Origin of the sequence: Aestuariibaculum lutulentum (assembly GCF_032926325.1) — a bacterium.
Taxonomy (GTDB): domain Bacteria; phylum Bacteroidota; class Bacteroidia; order Flavobacteriales; family Flavobacteriaceae; genus Aestuariibaculum; species Aestuariibaculum lutulentum.
Genome location: NZ_CP136709.1, coordinates 2,202,501 through 2,221,824 on the forward strand (window position 1 = coordinate 2,202,501; position 19,324 = coordinate 2,221,824).

The 19,324-nt window shown below is 35.8% G+C and carries 13 protein-coding genes, 2 tRNA genes and 2 rRNA genes (1 of these 17 running past the window's edge); 13 read left to right on the forward strand and 4 right to left on the reverse strand.

All coding sequences use genetic code 11. The features are described from left to right. From R1X58_RS09305 to R1X58_RS09315, 3 genes are all read left to right on the forward strand, one after another. A 23S ribosomal RNA gene (locus R1X58_RS09305) occupies positions 1–2,079 on the forward strand; it begins 751 nt to the left of the window's first position. Between the two features lie 123 nt (positions 2,080–2,202). Beyond that, a 5S ribosomal RNA gene (gene rrf, locus R1X58_RS09310) occupies positions 2,203–2,311 on the forward strand. 467 nt (positions 2,312–2,778) lie between these two features. Further along, positions 2,779–2,961 (forward strand): hypothetical protein, encoded by a 183-nt coding sequence (locus tag R1X58_RS09315; RefSeq protein ID WP_240574644.1) that lies wholly within the window; start codon positions 2,779–2,781, stop codon positions 2,959–2,961. Between the two features lie 404 nt (positions 2,962–3,365). Here the strand turns inward: R1X58_RS09315 and R1X58_RS09320 are convergent. Beyond that, positions 3,366–3,438: transfer RNA gene (locus R1X58_RS09320), tRNA-Phe, on the reverse strand. A 351-nt stretch (positions 3,439–3,789) separates the two neighbouring features. Further along, positions 3,790–3,862, reverse strand: a tRNA-Phe gene (locus R1X58_RS09325). A 170-nt stretch (positions 3,863–4,032) separates the two neighbouring features. On the opposite strand from R1X58_RS09325, the gene R1X58_RS09330 reads away from it, so the two are divergent. From R1X58_RS09330 to R1X58_RS09370, 9 genes are all read left to right on the forward strand, one after another. Next, a complete protein-coding gene (locus R1X58_RS09330; RefSeq protein ID WP_240574645.1) occupies positions 4,033–4,764 on the forward strand; it encodes a type III pantothenate kinase in 732 nt (243 codons plus the stop codon). Next, positions 4,761–6,062, forward strand: coding sequence for a hypothetical protein (locus tag R1X58_RS09335; protein ID WP_240574646.1), 1,302 nt, complete (start codon positions 4,761–4,763; stop codon positions 6,060–6,062). Before R1X58_RS09330 ends, R1X58_RS09335 begins: the two co-directional genes overlap by 4 nt. A gap of 24 nt (positions 6,063–6,086) precedes the next feature. Continuing rightward, entirely contained in the window at positions 6,087–7,469 is a 1,383-nt protein-coding gene (locus R1X58_RS09340) for a hypothetical protein (protein WP_240574647.1), read from the forward strand. Further along, entirely contained in the window at positions 7,469–8,023 is a 555-nt protein-coding gene (gene lptC / locus R1X58_RS09345; RefSeq protein ID WP_240574648.1) for an LPS export ABC transporter periplasmic protein LptC, read from the forward strand. Before R1X58_RS09340 ends, lptC begins: the two co-directional genes overlap by 1 nt. 127 nt (positions 8,024–8,150) lie before the next feature. Then, positions 8,151–8,342 carry a hypothetical protein gene (locus tag R1X58_RS09350; protein ID WP_240574649.1) on the forward strand — a complete coding sequence of 64 codons (192 nt, stop codon included), beginning with the start codon at positions 8,151–8,153 and terminating at the stop codon, positions 8,340–8,342. Then, positions 8,343–9,632, forward strand: a complete 1,290-nt coding sequence (locus R1X58_RS09355) for a hemolysin family protein (RefSeq protein WP_240574650.1) — start codon at positions 8,343–8,345, stop codon at positions 9,630–9,632. A gap of 140 nt (positions 9,633–9,772) precedes the next feature. After that, on the forward strand, positions 9,773–11,902 hold the full coding sequence (locus tag R1X58_RS09360; protein WP_240574651.1) for a SurA N-terminal domain-containing protein: 2,130 nt from the start codon (positions 9,773–9,775) through the stop codon (positions 11,900–11,902). Positions 11,903–12,093: 191 nt separating this feature from the next. Then, positions 12,094–13,032: a dihydrodipicolinate synthase family protein gene (locus R1X58_RS09365; RefSeq protein ID WP_240574652.1), complete on the forward strand. Its 939-nt coding sequence runs from the start codon at positions 12,094–12,096 to the stop codon at positions 13,030–13,032. Between the two features lie 84 nt (positions 13,033–13,116). Beyond that, on the forward strand, positions 13,117–14,589 hold the full coding sequence (locus R1X58_RS09370; protein WP_240574653.1) for a sodium:solute symporter: 1,473 nt from the start codon (positions 13,117–13,119) through the stop codon (positions 14,587–14,589). A gap of 41 nt (positions 14,590–14,630) precedes the next feature. On the opposite strand, the gene R1X58_RS09375 is transcribed toward R1X58_RS09370, so the two are convergent. Both R1X58_RS09375 and R1X58_RS09380 read right to left on the reverse strand, forming a co-directional pair. Then, positions 14,631–15,536 carry a GYDIA family GHMP kinase gene (locus R1X58_RS09375; protein ID WP_240574654.1) on the reverse strand — a complete coding sequence of 302 codons (906 nt, stop codon included), beginning with the start codon at positions 15,534–15,536 and terminating at the stop codon, positions 14,631–14,633. A 7-nt stretch (positions 15,537–15,543) separates the two neighbouring features. Next, positions 15,544–16,869, reverse strand: coding sequence for a hydroxymethylglutaryl-CoA reductase, degradative (locus R1X58_RS09380; RefSeq protein WP_240574655.1), 1,326 nt, complete (start codon positions 16,867–16,869; stop codon positions 15,544–15,546). 246 nt (positions 16,870–17,115) lie between these two features. Between R1X58_RS09380 and R1X58_RS09385 the strand changes: the two genes are divergently transcribed. Beyond that, complete coding sequence (locus R1X58_RS09385) at positions 17,116–19,305, forward strand: S9 family peptidase (RefSeq protein WP_240574656.1); 2,190 nt, start codon at positions 17,116–17,118, stop codon at positions 19,303–19,305. Positions 19,306–19,324: the final 19 nt, after the last annotated feature.

Below are 19,324 nucleotides of genomic sequence, written 5' to 3' on the forward strand. Positions count from 1 at the left end.
GGACCGAACCGGTTGACGTTGAAAAGTCTTCGGATGACCTGTGGGTAGGGGTGAAAGGCCAATCAAACTCGGAAATAGCTCGTACTCCCCGAAATGCATTTAGGTGCAGCGTTGATTAATAGTTTTATAGAGGTAGAGCTACTGATTGGATGCGGGGGCTTCACCGCCTACCAATTCCTGACAAACTCCGAATGCTATAAAATGTTTATCAGCAGTGAGGGCATGGGTGCTAAGGTCCATGTCCGAGAGGGAAAGAACCCAGACCATCAGCTAAGGTCCCCAAATGTATGCTAAGTTGAAAAAACGCGGTTGAACTGCTTTGACAGCTAGGATGTTGGCTTGGAAGCAGCCATTCATTTAAAGAGTGCGTAACAGCTCACTAGTCGAGCGGTTCGGCATGGATAATAATCGGGCATAAGTATACTACCGAAGCTATGGATTTATAATTTATTATAACTGGTAGGGGAGCATTCTAACAGGGTTGAAGGTGTGATGTGAGTCATGCTGGACTGGTTAGAAAAGAAAATGTAGGCATAAGTAACGATAATGCGGGCGAGAAACCCGCACTCCGAAAAACTAAGGTTTCCTCAGCTATGCTAATCAGCTGAGGGTTAGTCGGGACCTAACGCGAACCCGAAAGGGGTAGTGGATGGACAACAGGTTAATATTCCTGTACCTGCTCTTATTAAAAGTGACGGAGGCGTAAATTTGGTGCGAACTGACGGAATAGTTCGTTGAAGCGAGTGGTAACACCGCGATAGTACACTAAGGCTTCGGCTGCAGTGATAATCCAGAGTAGCGACTTCCAAGAAAAGCGAGAGAAGCAGCCCGTACCCTAAACCGACACAGGTAGTTGGGATGAGTATTCTAAGGAGCTCGAGAGATTCATGGCTAAGGAATTAGGCAAAATAGACCCGTAACTTCGGGAGAAGGGTCGCCCCACTCCGGTGGGGCCGCAGTGAAAAGGTCCAGGCGACTGTTTATCAAAAACACAGGGCTATGCTAAATTGAAAGATGACGTATATGGCCTGACACCTGCCCGGTGCTGGAAGGTTAAGTGGAGGGCTTAGGAGTAATCCGAAGGTCTTAAATGAAGCCCCAGTAAACGGCGGCCGTAACTATAACGGTCCTAAGGTAGCGAAATTCCTTGTCGGGTAAGTTCCGACCTGCACGAATGGTGCAACGATCTGGACACTGTCTCAGCCATGAGCTCGGTGAAATTGTAGTATCGGTGAAGATGCCGATTACCCGCTGTGGGACGAAAAGACCCCGTGCACCTTTACTATAGCTTAGTATTGGTTTTGGATAAGTAATGTGTAGGATAGGTGGGAGACTTTGAACCGGGTTCGCCAGGATTCGGGGAGTCATTGTTGAAATACCACCCTTTGCTTATCTAGAGTCTAACCCTCGACGAGGGGACAGTGCTTGGTGGGTAGTTTGACTGGGGTGGTCGCCTCCAAAAGAGTAACGGAGGCTTCTAAAGGTACCCTCAGCACGCTTGGTAACCGTGCGTAGAGTGCAATGGCATAAGGGTGCTTGACTGAGAGACCTACAAGTCGATCAGGTTGGAAACAAGAGCATAGTGATCCGGTGGTTCCGCATGGAAGGGCCATCGCTCAAAGGATAAAAGGTACGCCGGGGATAACAGGCTGATCTCCCCCAAGAGCTCATATCGACGGGGGGGTTTGGCACCTCGATGTCGGCTCGTCACATCCTGGGGCTGGAGAAGGTCCCAAGGGTTGGGCTGTTCGCCCATTAAAGTGGCACGCGAGCTGGGTTCAGAACGTCGTGAGACAGTTCGGTCTCTATCTACAGTGGGCGTTAGAAATTTGAGTGGATCTGACTCTAGTACGAGAGGACCGAGTTGGACTAACCTCTGGTGTATCTGTTGTCGCGCCAGCGGCATTGCAGAGTAGCTACGTTGGGAAGGGATAAGCGCTGAAAGCATATAAGCGCGAAACCCACCACAAGATGAGATTTCTTTAAAGGGTCGTGGGAGATGACCACGTTGATAGGCTACAGGTGTAAAGGCAGTAATGTCATAGCCGAGTAGTACTAATAACCCATAGGCTTATTGTACGCCTGTTTTTTTTAAGAGTACAGATTTTTTAAATAGTATCTAACCGATATGGTTCTTTTTTCAATATGTTAAAATATTAGCGCGTGATGCGCGGTTGATGTAAGTTACACCAACCTAAAATTTAAGGTGATTATAGCGACGGGGCTCACCTCTTACCATTCCGAACAGAGAAGTTAAGCCCGTTAGCGCCGATGGTACTGCCATTTGTGGGAGAGTAGGTCGTTGCCTTTTTTGGAAATCCTCAACATTAATTTGTTGGGGATTTTTTTGTTTTATACTTCTTCATTTTGGTTTAGTTCTAATGATTTTGTAGTCTCAAATAAACTGAATCATTAGACTTTATAGGAATTATTTATTGGTATTTCGGTAGGCGTTACACCATCATGATTTGATAATGTTCTAAATTATAAAGCTTAATAAATATTATTTTGTGAACACTGTAATTGTCTTAGCGATTATTTCTTCCTGCTTAAACATGACTTTTAAGTTTAGTTGAATATAAAAGTTAAATAAAATTAGATTCTAAACTTAATTTTTGTAGGAATTTTGTATCTATTGGTAAAAAATAGGTAATGAAAAGGTTTATATTTCTGGTTGTTATTTCTTTAGTTTTTAACTCATGTAGTTCCGATAGCGAAACGTCGAAAGAGAGGTTCGAGTTTATAGTAGAGTATTCTGCACAAGTAATGGTAGGTGGTGTGATAGGGATAACAGAACGTTCTTTTGCAATCGGTGAAGTTTACACAGGAACAGATAATGGAGATGGTACGGTAATCATTAGAATAGCAGAGCACTCAGAATTAAATAATGATTGTCCTAATAGTTGGTGTTATCAAGAGTTGTTAGAAGTTCCAGTAGAGTACTTGAAATTAATTGACTAGTTATTCAATCATAAGGCTAAATCTAGTATGTTAAGGTGAAGTTCTAGTTATTGGTAATAGAAATGATTGTGAGAGATTCTAAGGAGAATTTATAGTCATAACTAAGATCGTCTCAGAAGATTAATTTTATGCGTTTTTAAGATTTTTAATTCGGAAATTAGTTCAAGGAAGTAATTTTTTAATTAAGGTAAATTCGTCTAACTTAAATTATTTGTCTGAGTTGATCTTAAGATAATTTGTCCTTGAACCCAGAACAGATTGCTGAGCTTCTTTTTGTTAAAAGCGTTTATTTAGATATAACACCTATTCAAATTTAAAACTAATCATCCAATGTGGTTTTAAGCATTGTAAGTTAACCTATAAAAACAAAAAAATCCCGAAACTATGTTTCGGGATTTTTGTAGTGGTACCTCCAGGAATCGAACCAGGGACACAAGGATTTTCAGTCCTTTGCTCTACCAACTGAGCTAAGGTACCTCTTTTAAGAGGTGGCAAATATAGATGGTTTTTCACTTTTCACCAAAAGAAAAGTGAAAAGATATTGTAGTTTTTATTAGTTTAAACTTTACGATTGTCGTTTGTGTTGTAAATCAGGGATGTTGGTGGAAATAAATATAGACCATTATAAATACTTTTAACTTCTTAGGGCATACTCGTTGTTTGTGTACACTCTTGCCTTTAGATGATAAAAGGACTTCAACGGGTTGATATCTCTTTATTTTTTCTGATATCTGAGGGATTCATAATTTAGATAAATTACCTATCTAGATAAAAAGTTAACCTATAAAAACAAAAAATCCCGAAACACATGTTTCAGGATTTTTGTAGTGGTACCTCCAGGAATCGAACCAGGGACACAAGGATTTTCAGTCCTTTGCTCTACCAACTGAGCTAAGGTACCTCTGTTAAGCGGTTGCAAATTTATAATCTTTTTATATGTTCACCAAGAAAAAACTGAAAAAAAATATGGTTTTTATGTGTTTGTTTGCTATCTGATTTATAATCAGAGGTGTATGAAAAAATAAATTTTATTAATTCTTGTTTTGTAAATTTACGGTTTTAATAAAACAGATGAATTTAGTAATAGATGTGGGGAATACGCTGGTTAAACTAGCTGTTTTTGGTGAAAATAGGTTAATAGAGAAACAGGTTGTTGATTTATCGATAATTCTAGAAGCTCTAAAAGATTTAAAGCGTACTTATACAAATATACAACGGGCAATAGTGTCTTCTGTCGGTAATTTAGAAACAGATACAATTGAAGAGATAAAAAGCATGTTTAATCTGTTGGTAATTGACAGTACTGCCAATTTACCATTCACAAATCGGTATCAAACACCTAAGACTTTAGGTGTCGACCGTATCGGGTTGGTGTGTGCTGCAGTAACCGAATTTCCTAATACGAATACGTTAATCATTGATGCAGGTACTTGTATCACTTACGATTTTGTTACATCGGAAAATGAATATTTAGGTGGTGCCATTTCTCCAGGGTTAAGAATGCGATACAAGTCTCTAAATAATTTAACGGCTAATTTACCGTTATTAGATACAGAGATGCCTGAAAGTATCATAGGAGATTCAACAATAAATTCAATACATTCCGGAGTTGTTTATGGCGTTTTAAATGAAATCGAAGGAATTATTCTTAATTATCAAGAAAAATATTCAGATTTAACAGTTATTTTAACAGGGGGCGATTGTAATTTCTTGTCTAAACAATTAAAAAGTACCATATTTGTCAACCTGAATTTTCTTTTAGAAGGTTTAAATCAAATATTACAATTTAATTCAAACGAATGATTAAAAAACTTGTATTAATTTTTATTGCAGTTATTGCAATTAAAAGTTACGGGCAAGAGGGAACAGCCTCGCCATATTCTTTTTACGGTATTGGTAGCTTAAAATTTAAAGGTACTGTAGAAAATCGAAGCATGGGAGGCCTTAGTATTTATTCAGATAGTATACATGTTAACTTAAGAAACCCAGCGTCGTATGCCGGAAATAATTTTGAAGGTCTTAACGATGGTAGCAGCCTTGTTAAATATACGGTAGGGGGTACATATTCAAGTATTAACTTAAAAAGTAACTCGGGTAGCGATAAAACATCGTCAACAACATTCGATTATTTAGCCATGAATATCCCAATGGGAAAATTTGGTGTAGGTTTTGGTTTGATGCCATATACATCGGTGGGTTATAAATTAGAATCTTTGAGTGATAAAGGTGTTTCTCATAGATTTAGAGGTGAAGGTGGTTTAAACAAAGTCTTCATGGGTTTAGGTTACCAAATAACCAAAGGTTTAAATGTAGGTGTTGATGTTCAATATAACTTTGGTAACATTCAAAACAGCACAATAGTTTATAATTATGATGATGATGATATTCCAACGCAATATCAGTCCAGAGAAAATAACAGATCAGATTTAAGTGGTTTAAATGTAAACCTTGGGGTGAACTATAAGACCATGTTAAATGAGAAGCTGGAATTTGTTTCAGCCTTGACTTATACACCGCAGAGTGATCTGGCATCAGAAAACGAACGCTCGTATTCTACCATTACCTTGTCTAGTACAGGACAGGAATATGTTGTAGATACTATAGAAGAAGATTTAGAGGAAGACGGTTTGAAAAATACAGATTTAACGATGCCTTCAAAATTATCGTTTGGAGCTGGAATTGGTCAGCCTTTAAAATGGTTTGTAGGTATTGAAACCGAATTTTTAAGTTCTAGTAAATTTTCAAATTCACTATACAGAACAGCAGCTTCAACTTACGAAGATTCTAAAAAGTATACCATTGGAGGGTTTTATATTCCACAATATAATTCATTCAATCATTACTTTAAACGAGTAACCTATAGAGCCGGAATGCATTTTGAGAATACAGGTTTACAGTTTGAAGATGAGTCTATAAACGAGTTTGGCATGTCTTTTGGAGTAGGATTACCAGTTGGTACATTTTTCTCTAATGCAAACTTAGGTCTAGAACTGGGTAAAAGAGGAACAACTAACAGCAATTTAATACAAGAGAATTTTATTAATTTCCAATTAAGTTTATCTTTGAACGATAGATGGTTTCAGAAAAGGAAATATGACTAACAGAAAAGAGAAAAATTAAGAAACATGAAGACGAAATTTACATTTTTATTTGCTTTATTACTTGTTGGCTTCACTGGGTTTGCACAACAGGATGAGGAATGTATGACTAAGCTTTCTATATTCCATGAATATGTAAAGGCAAAAAATTATGATGCAGCTTACGAGCCTTGGATGGCTGTAAGAAACAAATGCCCGAAGTTTAATAATGCCATTTATATTGATGGTGAAAAAATCTTGGAAGCTAAAATAGAAAAGGCTCAAGGGGCAGAAAAATCGGCTTTTATTAACGATTTAGTATTGTTATATGAGCAACGTGCAGAAAATTTTCCAAGCAAAACACCAAAGGGAGAGTATGCAGCAAAAGCGTGTCAGTTACAATATGACAACAGAGAAATTTTAAACAAAACAGACGAGGAATTATACAACTGTTTTGATGCTGCTTATAAATTAGACAAAGCAACGTTTACAAACCCTAAAAGTTTATATACCTACTTTTCTTTAATGGTAGATTTATATGATGCTAAAAAGAAAAGTGCAGGAGAGTTATTTGATAAGTATGATGATGTTGCTGAGAAAATTGACAGTGAAGTAGAAAACTACTCAGCGAAGTTAAATCCACTTATCGAAAAAGAAGAAGCAGCTGGTACAGCCTTAACAGGAAAAGATGCTCAATACAAAAAGTATTACGAAAGTTATTTAGGAGCTTACGATCAGGTTGCTGGAGCTATGGATAAAAAATTAGGTGATCGTGCAAACTGCGATAACTTAATCCCTTTATATGAAAAAGACTTTGAAGCTAACAAAACTAATGAAACCTGGGTGCGTAGAGCTGTAGCTAAAATGTACGAGAAAGACTGTACAGATAGCCCGTTATTTGTTAAGTTGGTAAATGCACAACACGAATTAAATCCTTCAGCTAACTCTGCTTATTACTTAGGTGTATTAAAGGATAAAGAAGGAAAATCAAGTGAGGCTGTTAAGTTTTATCAAGAAGCTATTAATTTAGAAACAGATAATTACAAAAAATCTAAATTATATTATAGAGTAGGTGATAAATTTAAAAAGTCTGGAAGTTTTGGTCAGGCAAGAAATTATTTCCGTGAAGCTCTAAAATTAAACCCATCTAATGGTCGTCCGTATTTAGCTATTGCCGCTATGTATGCTGCAAGTGCTAATAGCTGTGGTGATACACCATTTAACAAAAGAGCGGTTTACTGGTTAGCAGCTCAGGAAGCAGCTAAAGCAGGAAATGTAGATGCCACTTTAAAGAAAGCTTCTGCGCAGTCTGTAGCAAGTTACAATGCTAAAGCACCACAGAAATCAGAAATCTTTAGTTCTGGTAGTGCTGGAAAAGTAATCAGCATCGGATGTTGGATTAATGGTTCTGTAACTGTTCCAAATATTTAATGAGTACAAAACAATTAAATAAAATATTATACATAGTCACCGCATTTACGGTGACTATGTTTTTTTCATGTAACAACAGTTATAATGAAGTGCAGCAAATAGGGATGTCTGAAAACGAACCTATGGGTGTTGCGGAACATATTAATTTAAAATATACCGATTCTGGTCGTGTAACAGCCAATTTGTTAAGTGCAAAAATGCTGGATTATAGTAATCGTGATTTTCCATTTAATGAATTTCAAGATGGTATTACCTTGTATTTGTATGACGAAAACAATAAGAAAAGTACCGTTGTTGCCGATTATGCTATAGTTTACGGTAAGACGGATTTAATCGATTTACAGGGGAATGTGGTTATTACCACGGTTGATAATCGAGAGTTAAAAACCAATCAGTTGTATTACGATCAAAAGAAAGAATGGTTGTTTACCAATAAACCTGTAACTTTTGCTTCTGAAGTAGATATTATTAATGGTAATGGTTTCGATTCGAATTCCAAATTCACAAATGCCGAGGTACTTGAAGTAACAGGTATCATTACTGTAGAAGATTAGATTTTCTTTAATCTCCTGAAATTAAAATTCGGCTTACTTCAAATTTAATTATCTTTACATTATAAAAATTAACAAAAACTCCGGTGTGTTTTTACTAAAAGATGCATTGGAGATATAATATAACTTTATGACATTTTCTAAAATTTTTCAATACGCATATCTGGTTTTCGCTGTGTTATTCCTTTACGATGGTATAACTAAATTAGGAAAAGGTAATGGGGCCTATGTGTCTTTCGCCTTAGCTGGTTTAGCGATTTTTATCTTTTTCTTCAGAAGGAAGTTTGCAAATAAATACAGTAATAAAAACAACAGAAAATAGATGAGCATTTATGTTGTTATCATAATTGTTTCATTATTACTATCGGCTTTTTTCTCAGGAATGGAGATTGCTTATGTGTCTTCAAACAAAATTCACATTGAAATTGAGAAAAAGCAGGAAGGCTTGCTTTCCAACGTCTTAAAAAAGCTTACCGCAAAACCATCGAAGTTTATTGCAACCATGCTTATTGGTAACAATATAGCTTTGGTTATTTACGGGTTTTTTATGGGCGATTTATTGGTGGAATGGTTTCAGTCGTTACTGCCATCGCCATATAATTTTGTAAATGTCATGTTAGACGATTTTAGTTTGTTAACGCAAACTATAATTTCAACATTGGTTATTTTAATTACGGCAGAATTTTTACCGAAAGTGTTCTTTCAAATTTACGCCAACACCTTAATTAAAACCTTAGCCATTCCGGCTTATGTGTTTTATATCCTGTTTAGTTTTATATCCGATTTTGTTATCTGGATTTCCGATTTCATATTAAAACATGTATTTAAAACCGAAGGCGACCAGATTCAGCTGGCGTTTACAAAAGTAGAACTGGGGAATTATATTAGTGAGCAAATGGAATCGGTTGAAGAGCATGAAGAAGTCGATTCTGAAATTCAGATTTTTCAAAATGCTCTGGAATTTTCCGAAGTTAAAGCCCGCGAGGTTATGGTGCCTCGTACCGAAATTACGGCTATCGAAATTAACGATTCTCTTAAAAATTTAAGCAGTTTATTTACCGAAACCGGATTTACTAAAATTTTGGTTTACAAAGAAACTATAGACGACATTGTTGGTTATGTGCATTCGTTCGAATTGTTCAAAAAACCAAAAAATATCAAGGCCATGGTCTTGCCAGTAGAATTTGTTCCGGAAACAGTACTTATTAAAGATGTACTAAGTGTGCTTATTAAAAAGCGAAAAAGTATAGCCGTAGTACTTGATGAATATGGAGGAACTTCAGGGATTATGTCGGTTGAAGATATTGTTGAAGAGCTGTTTGGAGAAATTGAAGATGAACACGATACGGTAGACTTAATAGAGGAGAAGATTGATGATGAAACTTACACGTTTTCAGCACGTTTGGAAGTTGATTATATTAACGAGACTTACAAATTAAATCTTCCCGAAGGTGAAAATTATGAGACTTTAGGAGGTTTAATTGTTAATCACACCGAGGAAATTCCTGCACAGGACGAAGTGGTGAAAATCGATAAATTTCAGTTTTCAATCATCGAAGTTTCCAATACCAAAATAGACCTTATTCAGCTTAAAATTTTAGATGAGGATTAATGTTTAATTAAATCGCATCTAAGGGCTTTTATTATTAAATAGAAAATAGTATTTTCGCCCACGACGTATGTGCGAGAGTCACATATATAGAACTTAACAAGCTAAATCCAACTAGGATTTTTTAAAATTTTTAATTACAGATGGCAGTTTTAAATAAGATTAGACAACGCTCCCTATTTTTAATAGTAGTCATAGCACTGGCGTTATTTTCTTTTGTATTAGCAGATTTATTTAAAAGCGGAAGTGCTTTTGCAGGTAGCGACAATGTAGTGGCGACAATTAATGGAAGAGAGATTACCCGAGAAGATTTTCTTCAAAAAGTAGAAATCGCGCAGCGCCAATTAGGTCCAAACGCAACCAGTACTCAGGTTATGAACCGTGTTTGGGAGCAAGAAGTAAGAACCGCAGTATTAGAAACTCAATTTGAAGAGTTAGGTATTACTGTAGAGAAAGATCAGATGCGTGATATTTTAAAAACAGCTTTGGCTAATAGCCCTGAGTTTTTAAATGAAGCAGGCTTGTTTGATGAAAATAAGTTAAACGAGTATATCGCAAACTTAAAAGAAACGTCTCCTGAAGGTTATGCACAGTGGGTAGAGTATGAAAAAACGGTTTCGTCAAATGCTTTACAACAAAACTACTTTAGCATGGTTAAAGCGGGTTTAACAGGTACTTTAGCTGAAGGCGAATTAGAGTATAAATTAGAAGGAAACAAAGTAGATATTAAATATGTGCAGTTACCTTACAGCTCGATTGCCGATAGTTTGGTTGAAGTGTCTAAATCTGATATTTCAAGCTACATTAGCAAAAACAAAAAGAAATACGAAGTAGAAGCTTCAAGAGATATTAAGTTTGTTCAGTTTAATGAAGTAGCATCTGTTGAAGATGAAAACGAAATTAAAGGGGAATTAGTTGATCTTTTAAAAGATAAAGAAGAGTACAACAGTACAACTAAAGCTAACGAAACTGTAAAAGGATTTTTAAGCACAACGGATGATGAAGGATTTGTGAATTCAAATTCAGATATTAAATTCGATAATCGTTTCTTATTTAAATCTAGCATTCCTTCAACTATTGCAGATAGCATTTTTAAATTAAATGCAGGTGAGATTTACGGACCTTATAAAGATAACGGTTACTACAAAATTTCTAAAGTAGTTGCTGTTAAACAAGTTCCGGATTCTGCTAAAGTAAGACATATTTTAATTCCATTTATTGGAGCTCAAATGGCAGGTGCAGAAGTTACTCAAACTGATGCTCAGGCTAAAACAACTGCCGATAGTTTATTAGCAGTAATTAAAGGAGATCGTTCTAAATTCTCAGAATTAGTAACTGAATTTTCTTCAGATAAAGGAAGTGTTGATAACGAAGGTCGTTACGACTGGCATCCATACAATACCATGGTTCCAGAATTCAACGATTTCGAATTCGAAGGAAATGTTGGTGATTTAGGTGTTGTTAAAACCGTATTCGGTTACCACATTATCGAAATTGAAGGTTTAAAAGAAAAACAAAAAGCGGTTCAGGTTGGAACAATTGCAAGAAGAATTGAGCCATCTGAAGCTACAATTGATAAAGTATTTAGAGATGCTTCAAGCTTTGAGTTAGCAGTATTAGACGGTAAAGATTTTGATGCTGAAGCCGAAGCTCAAAAGTTTGTAGTACGACCAGTAAACGGTATTAAAGTTTTAGACGAAAATATTCCAGGTGTTGGAAACCAAAGACAAATTGTTCGTTGGGCTTTCGAAGAAGGCACTAGAGTAGGGACTATTAAACGTTTTTCTGTTACTAACGGATATGTACTTGCTCAATTAGTAGCTAAGCATGAAAAAGGATTAATGTCTGTTGAAGAAGCAACTGCAAGTGTATTACCAATTATTCGTAAGGAGAAAAAGGCTGAAATGCTTAGAGATAAAGTATCTGCAACTAACTTAGACGATTTAGCTTCTAGCCAAAATACATCAGTTAGAACAGCTTCTGCTATCAATATGAAAAATCCAACCATTTCGGGTGCTGGTAGAGAGCCAATAGTTGTTGGTGCTGCATTCGGATTAAACGAAGGTGATACTTCAGATTTAATTGATGGTAACAATGGTGTTTACATGATTCAGGTTACTAAGGTAGAGCCAGCTGTAGCTTTAGAAAATTACCAGGCTGCTGCTAATCGTGTAGAACAACAAAAAATGAATGTTGTAACATCTAAGTTATACAATGCATTAAAAGAAGCTGCTGATATTGAAGATAACCGAGTAGAAACTCAGATTCAATAAGAAGCTTAAACATAGAAATAAAAAAGCGGGACAAGTTATTGTCCCGCTTTTTTATGCTTTAATTTTAAATTTATAAAATTGACCATCGATTAATAATAACATTGTTTTGTTGTTAAATTGTTAATATTGGTAAGTAATTAATCACAGATTAGTTGTAAATTAAGCTAAACCAAATAAATTTAACATTACTAATGTCTTCAGGAACCAATCAAACTATTGTTAAGGGTATCGTGCCGCCTATGGTTACCCCTTTGCTATCAGATAATCTGTCTTTAGATGTTGAAAGTGTTCATCGTTTATTAGAACATTTAATAGCAGGAGGTGTTCATGGTGTGTTTATCTTGGGAACAACCGGAGAGTCTACAAGTTTAAGTTATCGAACAAGAGAATTACTTATTAACGAAACTTGTAGAATTGTAAATGGAAGAATTCCTGTTTTTGTTGGTATTACCGATACGTCAATTGAAGAGAGTTTACATTTAGCAGATGTAGCCTATCGTGCAGGGGCTACTGCCGTAGTGGCTGCACCACCGTTTTATTATGGTTTGGGTCAGGAGGAATTATATAAATATTACTGGGCTTTGGCGAGTCAGTTACCTCTGCCATTGTTCTTATATAATATGCCTTCACATACCAAAGTGAATATCGATCGCGGAACAGTAATACGTTTAGCCGAACACCCAAATATTATCGGCTTAAAAGATAGCTCTGCAAATACAGTGTATTATCAGTCATTGTGTTATGTGTTAAAAGATAAAGAAGATTTTTCATTATTAGTAGGCCCGGAAGAAATTACTTCCGAAACCATTTTAATGGGCGGAAGTGGAGGTGTTAACGGTGGGGCCAACATGTTTCCGAAGTTGTATGTTGAATTGTATAATGCAACCATAGCCAGAGATTTCGATCGAATTCGGGTGTTACAGAATTTAGTCATGGATGTGGCAACAAAAATTTATACTATTGGATCTTATGGATCCAGTTATTTAAAAGGATTAAAATCGGCCTTATCGGTATTAGGACTAATCCAACCGTATATTGCGCCACCGTTCAATACATTTGAAGAAAAAGAAATGACTCAGGTCGTTGAAAGTGTTAACAGAATTAAAGCAGAGATAGATAACCTGTTATAAAATAAAAGATACAGTTTAATTCTAACCAGATTAAACTTAAAAAGATATTACTTTTGCCAACTGAATTAAAATGTAGAAAGATTAATGAATTCTATAGATCTTGTTGTGTTTTTTCTTTACATAGGAGGAATAGCCTTATTTGGGGGTTCGTTCTTTAAAAGAAACAAAACACCTGAATCTTATACAGTCGGCAATAAAGATATACCCGGATGGGTGGTTACCATGTCAATTTTTGCAACTTTTGTGAGTAGCATAAGTTATTTGGCTTTACCGGGTAATGCATTTCAATCTAATTGGAATGCTTTAGTGTTTAGTTTGTCATTACCCATTGCAACTCTAATCGCTGTTAAATATTTTGTGCCGTTGTATCGAAAAATCAACAGTCCATCGGCGTATACATTTATGGAACAGCGATTCGGTGCTTGGGCGCGCTTGTATGTGTCACTGTGTTATTTGTTAACGCAGCTCATGCGGGTAGGGACGATTCTTTATTTATTGGCATTAACTCTAAATGCTATTATTGGTTGGGATATTGCCACCATTATTTTATTCACCGGAATTATTGTTGCTGTTTATTCTATGTTGGGTGGTATTACAGCCGTTTTATGGACCGATGCTATTCAGGGTATTCTTTTAATAGTTGGTGCCTTAGGATGTATTATTTATATGCTTTTTAGCATGCCGGAAGGTCCATCTCAGATTTTTTCAATTGGATCAGCATATGATAAATTTAGTTTAGGAAGTTTTAAACTCGATTTCACCGAGCCAACGTTTTGGGTGGTGTTAATTTATGGGGTGTTTATTAATCTTCAGAATTACGGTATCGATCAGAATTATGTACAGCGTTATATGGTGTTGAAGTCTGATAAGGAAGCCCAACGTTCTGCATTAATTGGTGGATTAATTTATTTGCCCATTTCTGTGTTGTTTCTGTTTATAGGAACCGCTTTATTTGGGTATTATCATTCAGCCGAAACACTTCCTTTGGAATTACAGGATATAGTGAAAGCTGATAGAGTATTTCCTAATTTTATAGTTAATGCACTGCCTCCTGGATTAACAGGTTTAATGATTGCATCTATTTTTGCAGCAGGAATGAGTACCATTTCAACAAGTTTTAATAGTTCGGCAACGGTGTTTTTAACCGATTATTACAACCGTTATATTAATAAGAATGCATCAAATAAACAGCATATGCGTGTGCTGTATTTTTCTTCGGCCATTATTGGTTTAATAGGTGTTGGTATTGGTATAGCTATGATTGATGTAAAAAGTGCCTTAGATGCCTGGTGGAAATTGTCATCCATCTTTAGTGGAGGTATGTTAGGGTTGTTTCTTTTGGCGATGTTCTCAAAATTTAAATATGTTAAAGGAGCTATTATTGGTATGATTGCCGGAATTTTAGTCATCTTATGGATGACGTTTGCTGGACGTGTATTCGGACCGGACACCATCGGTGCTTCATTCCATACTTATTTAACCATTGTATTTGGCACCATGGCCATTTTCCTGGTTGGTTTTCTCGCTTCCTATATAATGAAGCCAAAAGCTAAATAATAAAACAAAAAGCGGAACTTTCTAAAGTTCCGCTTTTTGTTTTAAAGAATCATATCCTGATATCTTAATATGGTATGATAACCTTTGGTTTTAAAATAGGATGTTGGATCATCTTCGCTTGCTACTAAAACAAAATCACCTCCCCAGGCACCAAGACTTTTTACAACACCGTTAAAATCTGGAAATAACCGGTCTTTAACAGTTTGTTGCTTGATGACTTTTGAAATGATGCTTTCATGCTGTGTTAATAAGTCTTCAAATGTTGTTAAAGACTCACAATTAAGAAGTAGTTCTGTTATTTTATTAATTTCAGAAATAACAGGTTCGATATTCGATTTGTTGCTGTTGTACGTAGCGATGCCCTCTCGGCTGTTTTGTTTTTCATTTAAATACACAAAATAAATATGCTCTTTAAATTCAGGATTGAAATTCAAAGCATTTACTTCAATATCATTTTGTGTTCTTTGAAACGTGATTGGTAAATTGTTTTGCGCACAGGCAATATCATAACCACTGCCACCAAAGGTGTTTTTCAATAACTCGTAGGCATTTACTTCTGCCCAATCAGCAATATTATTAATAAGGGTTGATGATGTACCTAATCCCCAATTTTTAGGAAATGTTAATGCTGTTGAAATATTATAGCCTTGGTTTGAACTTAAAAAATCGGGGTTTAAAGTTTGCGCTGTCTGCAAAATTTGAACAATTCTGTTTGAAACTTCGTTATCCTGATGCGCTTTTAGTGTTCCGTTTTCAATATCAAAAGTACCTTCAAACCATAACGATTTATCATTATTGTAACTTTTCCAGAAGAGTTTAGTTTCGTCTATTGGCATTATGGTTAAAGATTGCCCAAACTTAGTGGGTAAAGCCAAAGCTTTAGCGCCATCAAGTACGACATATTCACCAGAAATTAAAAGTTTACCGTTGCTGTAAAATTCCTGCATATATGATTTAGTTGCTTTTAGAACGTAGGGTTTCAATAGCTTCAACTACGGCACTATGCGAAACGGTCTGGTCTTTAAACTGTTCGGTTAAAATTAGTTTTTCATCATTAGTGGCTTCAAACTGATTTAGAATATTCATTAAATGCATTTTCATATGGCCTTGTTGAATACCTGTCGTAGTTAATGAACGCAGCGCTGCAAAATTTTGGGCTAATCCGGCAACGGCAACAATCTGCATAAGTTCTTTAGCACTCGGGTGATATAGTAATTCTAAAGATAATTTTACTAAGGGGTGTAAGCCTGTTAATCCCCCAACTGTTCCTAAAGCTAAAGGCATTTCAATCCAGAAGGTGAAAATTCCATTTTCAACTTTAGCGTGTGATAAACTACTGTATTTTCCTTTGCGCGAAGCATAAGCATGCGCACAGGCTTCAATGGCTCTGAAATCGTTTCCTGTAGCCAGAACCACAGCATCGATACCGTTCATAATACCTTTGTTGTGGGTTACGGCGCGGTAAGGTTCAATTTCAGCAATATTAACCGCCTGAATAAATTTAGTAGCAAACTCTTCGGCTGAAATATTTTCGTTTTCCGTTAAATCTTCAACTTTACAACTCACTTCAGCACGTACTAAACACTCCGGAACGTAATTTGATAAAATACTCATCACAATTTGAATGTCTTTTTCAGCTTCTGTAAAACCTTCAAAAGACTGCGCTTCGTTTTTAAATGTTTTGGCAAATTGCTCTAAACATGAATTGATGAAGTTAGCACCCATGGCATCCAGCGTTTCAAAAGAAGCGTGAAGCTGGTAATAGCCAGCAATGTCGTTTGTTTTATCGCGTAGCTCAATATCTAAAATACCGCCACCACGTTTCTCCATATTTTTGGTAATGGGTTGGGCATCTGTAATTAATTTCGGTTTTATAAAATTGAAATAGCTTTTTAATGTTTCGGCATTACCGTGGTAAATAAAATGCACCTGACCGATTTTGGTTGTGGAAATCACAGTTGTTTTGAATCCGCCGCGGTCTAACCAGAATTTTGCCGCTTTACTCGCAGCAGCGACTACCGAACTTTCTTCAATAGCCATGGGTATGGTGTACAGCGTATCGTTTATTAAAAAATTTGGCGCCACACCAAGTGGTAAATAATAATTGGTAATGGTATTTTCAATAAACTCGTCGTGTAAGGTTTGTAATTTTTCGTTGGTATTCCAATACTGTTTTAATACCGTTTTAGCTTGTTCGGCATTTGAAAAATAGGTTTCCACCATCCAATCAATTTTCTTTGATTTTGATAGTTTTGAAAAACCGGCAATTGTTTTACTCATAAGTTGTTTGTTTACTCGATTATCGAGATATCACTGTTTCAAGGAGAACCTTGAATTTTTGGTTGCTATTTATTATCCCGTTATATTTTATTTTAACGCGATAGGTTTCGCAAAGATACTATACTTAAATGCAATATTGAACTCGATTTTTTTATTTAAAGACGTTATTAAAGTGTTAATAAAAAGGGTGTTTTATATTATTTTTAGTAAAATTGGGCTCTGTTTACGAAATAAATATTTTTTTTAATGAAATACCTACAATTCTCGTTTTATGTTTGCGTACTATTCGTAGCAAGTTTAACCGCTCAAAATAAGCAAATTACCCTTGAAGAAATATGGGATGGTACGTTTAGAACAGAACGTATGGACGTGCTTCATTCTATGGCAAATGGTCAGCAATATTCAGTGTTTAACTTCGATAGAAGCACACGTTCAACTTCGGTAGATATTTACGATTATAAAACGCTTGAAAAAGTTAAAACGCTTGTCGATTCCAAAGACATTCAGGAGATAAGTTACTTTACAAATTACACATTTAGTACAGATGAAACTAAAGTGCTTTTAGCAACAAATGAAGAGTCTATTTATCGTCATTCGGTTTTAGGAAATTACTTTGTGTATAATGTTGCAGACAAATCTGTGATTTCGGTTTCAGATGAACGTATTCAGGAACCTACCTTTTCACCAGATGGTTCGAAAATAGCCTATGTTTACAACAATAATATTTATGTTAAAGATTTATCTTCTGGAGCTACTACACAAGTAACAACAGATGGTGTTAAGAATAAAATTATAAACGGTATAACCGACTGGGTTTACGAAGAAGAGTTTGCTTTTGTTCGTGCTTTTGAGTGGAATGCCGATGGAACAAAAATTGCGTTCATCCGTTTTGATGAAACCAATGTGCCTGAGTTTTCCATGGATGTTTACGGCGAAAGTCTGTATCCAACACAGCAGGTATTTAAATACCCAAAAGCAGGAGAGGCGAATTCTTTAGTGTCACTTCATTTATATGATTTATCTACTAAAGCCATTGAAGCTGTTAAGGTAAGTAAAGAGTATAACGATTTTTATATTCCAAGAATTAAATGGACCAACGATGTGAACGTTTTAAGTGCACATTATTTAAACAGAAAGCAAAACGAATTGGATTTATGGTTGATTGATGCTTCTAAAAACACATCGTCTTTAGTGTTAGCTGAAACCGATAAGGCTTATGTTGATGTTACAGACAACTTAACCTTTTTAAAGGATAATAGCTTTATATGGACAAGTGAAAAGGATGGATATAATCATATTTATCACTATTCGAAAAAGGGTGATTTAATCAATCAGGTAACTACTGGAAACTGGGAAGTAACCGCCTACTATGGTTACGATGAGAAAAGTGATAGAATCTTTTATCAGTCAGTAGAAAACGGATCAATTAATCGTGATGTCTATTCTGTTAAATTAAACGGACGTAGTAAAAAACGTTTATCGCAAACAGAAGGAACAAATAACGCCGATTTTAGTGCCGATTTCTCATACTTCATTAATACGTTTTCAAATACAACAACCCCTCCGGTATACACTTTAAACAAAGCATCGACAGGAGAAGTTGTAAAAAACATAAAAGATAACAAAGCACTTCTAGAACAGTTATCGGAGTATACCATTTCTACAAAAGAATTCAGTGCCATTAATGTAAATGGGAACGATTTAAACATGTGGATGATTAAGCCTGCCAATTTTAATGCTAATAAAGAATACCCTGTTTTAATGTTTCAGTATTCAGGACCAGGTTCTCAACAAGTAGCTAATACTTGGAATTCTTATAACGATTACTGGTACCAGCATTTAGCACAAGAAGGTTATATTGTCGCTTGTGTTGATGGTCGCGGAACCGGTTTTAAAGGCGCGGCCTTTAAAAAAGTGACCTATGAGCAATTAGGAAAGTACGAAGTTGAAGATCAGATTGCTGCAGCTAAGCAATTAGCAACATTACCATACGTTGATGAAAGCAGAATAGGAATCTGGGGATGGAGTTACGGTGGTTTTATGAGTAGTAACTGTTTGTTTAAAGGGAGCGATGTCTTTAAAATGGCGATTGCTGTAGCTCCGGTAACAAGCTGGCGTTTTTACGATTCGGTGTATACTGAGCGTTACAACGGATTACCTCAGGATAATGCAAGTGGATACGATGATAATTCACCAATCAATCATGTAAATAAATTACAAGGTGATTTTCTATTGGTTCATGGAACTGCAGATGATAACGTGCATGTACAGAATACCATGAGATTGGTAGAGAGTTTGGTGCAGGCAGATAAGCAATTCGATTGGGCGATTTACCCGGATAAAAACCATGGTATTTATGGTGGAAAAACGAGGCTACATCTTTTCAAAAAAATGACTAACTTCCTGAACGAAAATTTAGGAGATAAAATAAAATAAATCAACTAAGCTGTATTCG

Bases quoted from the DNA above. Each gene is read 5' to 3' on its own strand.
- R1X58_RS09365 (WP_240574652.1), top strand. From the start codon at position 12,094: ATGTCTTCAGGAACCAATCAAACTATTGTTAAGGGTATCGTGCCGCCT.
- R1X58_RS09385 (WP_240574656.1), top strand. From the start codon at position 17,116: ATGAAATACCTACAATTCTCGTTTTATGTTTGCGTACTATTCGTAGCA.
- R1X58_RS09330 (WP_240574645.1), top strand. From the start codon at position 4,033: ATGAATTTAGTAATAGATGTGGGGAATACGCTGGTTAAACTAGCTGTT.
- R1X58_RS09370 (WP_240574653.1), top strand. From the start codon at position 13,117: ATGAATTCTATAGATCTTGTTGTGTTTTTTCTTTACATAGGAGGAATA.
- R1X58_RS09380 (WP_240574655.1), bottom strand. From the start codon at position 16,869: ATGAGTAAAACAATTGCCGGTTTTTCAAAACTATCAAAATCAAAGAAA.
- R1X58_RS09335 (WP_240574646.1), top strand. From the start codon at position 4,761: ATGATTAAAAAACTTGTATTAATTTTTATTGCAGTTATTGCAATTAAA.
- R1X58_RS09355 (WP_240574650.1), top strand. From the start codon at position 8,343: ATGAGCATTTATGTTGTTATCATAATTGTTTCATTATTACTATCGGCT.
- R1X58_RS09340 (WP_240574647.1), top strand. From the start codon at position 6,087: ATGAAGACGAAATTTACATTTTTATTTGCTTTATTACTTGTTGGCTTC.
- R1X58_RS09360 (WP_240574651.1), top strand. From the start codon at position 9,773: ATGGCAGTTTTAAATAAGATTAGACAACGCTCCCTATTTTTAATAGTA.
- R1X58_RS09350 (WP_240574649.1), top strand. From the start codon at position 8,151: ATGACATTTTCTAAAATTTTTCAATACGCATATCTGGTTTTCGCTGTG.
- R1X58_RS09375 (WP_240574654.1), bottom strand. From the start codon at position 15,536: ATGCAGGAATTTTACAGCAACGGTAAACTTTTAATTTCTGGTGAATAT.
- lptC (WP_240574648.1), top strand. From the start codon at position 7,469: ATGAGTACAAAACAATTAAATAAAATATTATACATAGTCACCGCATTT.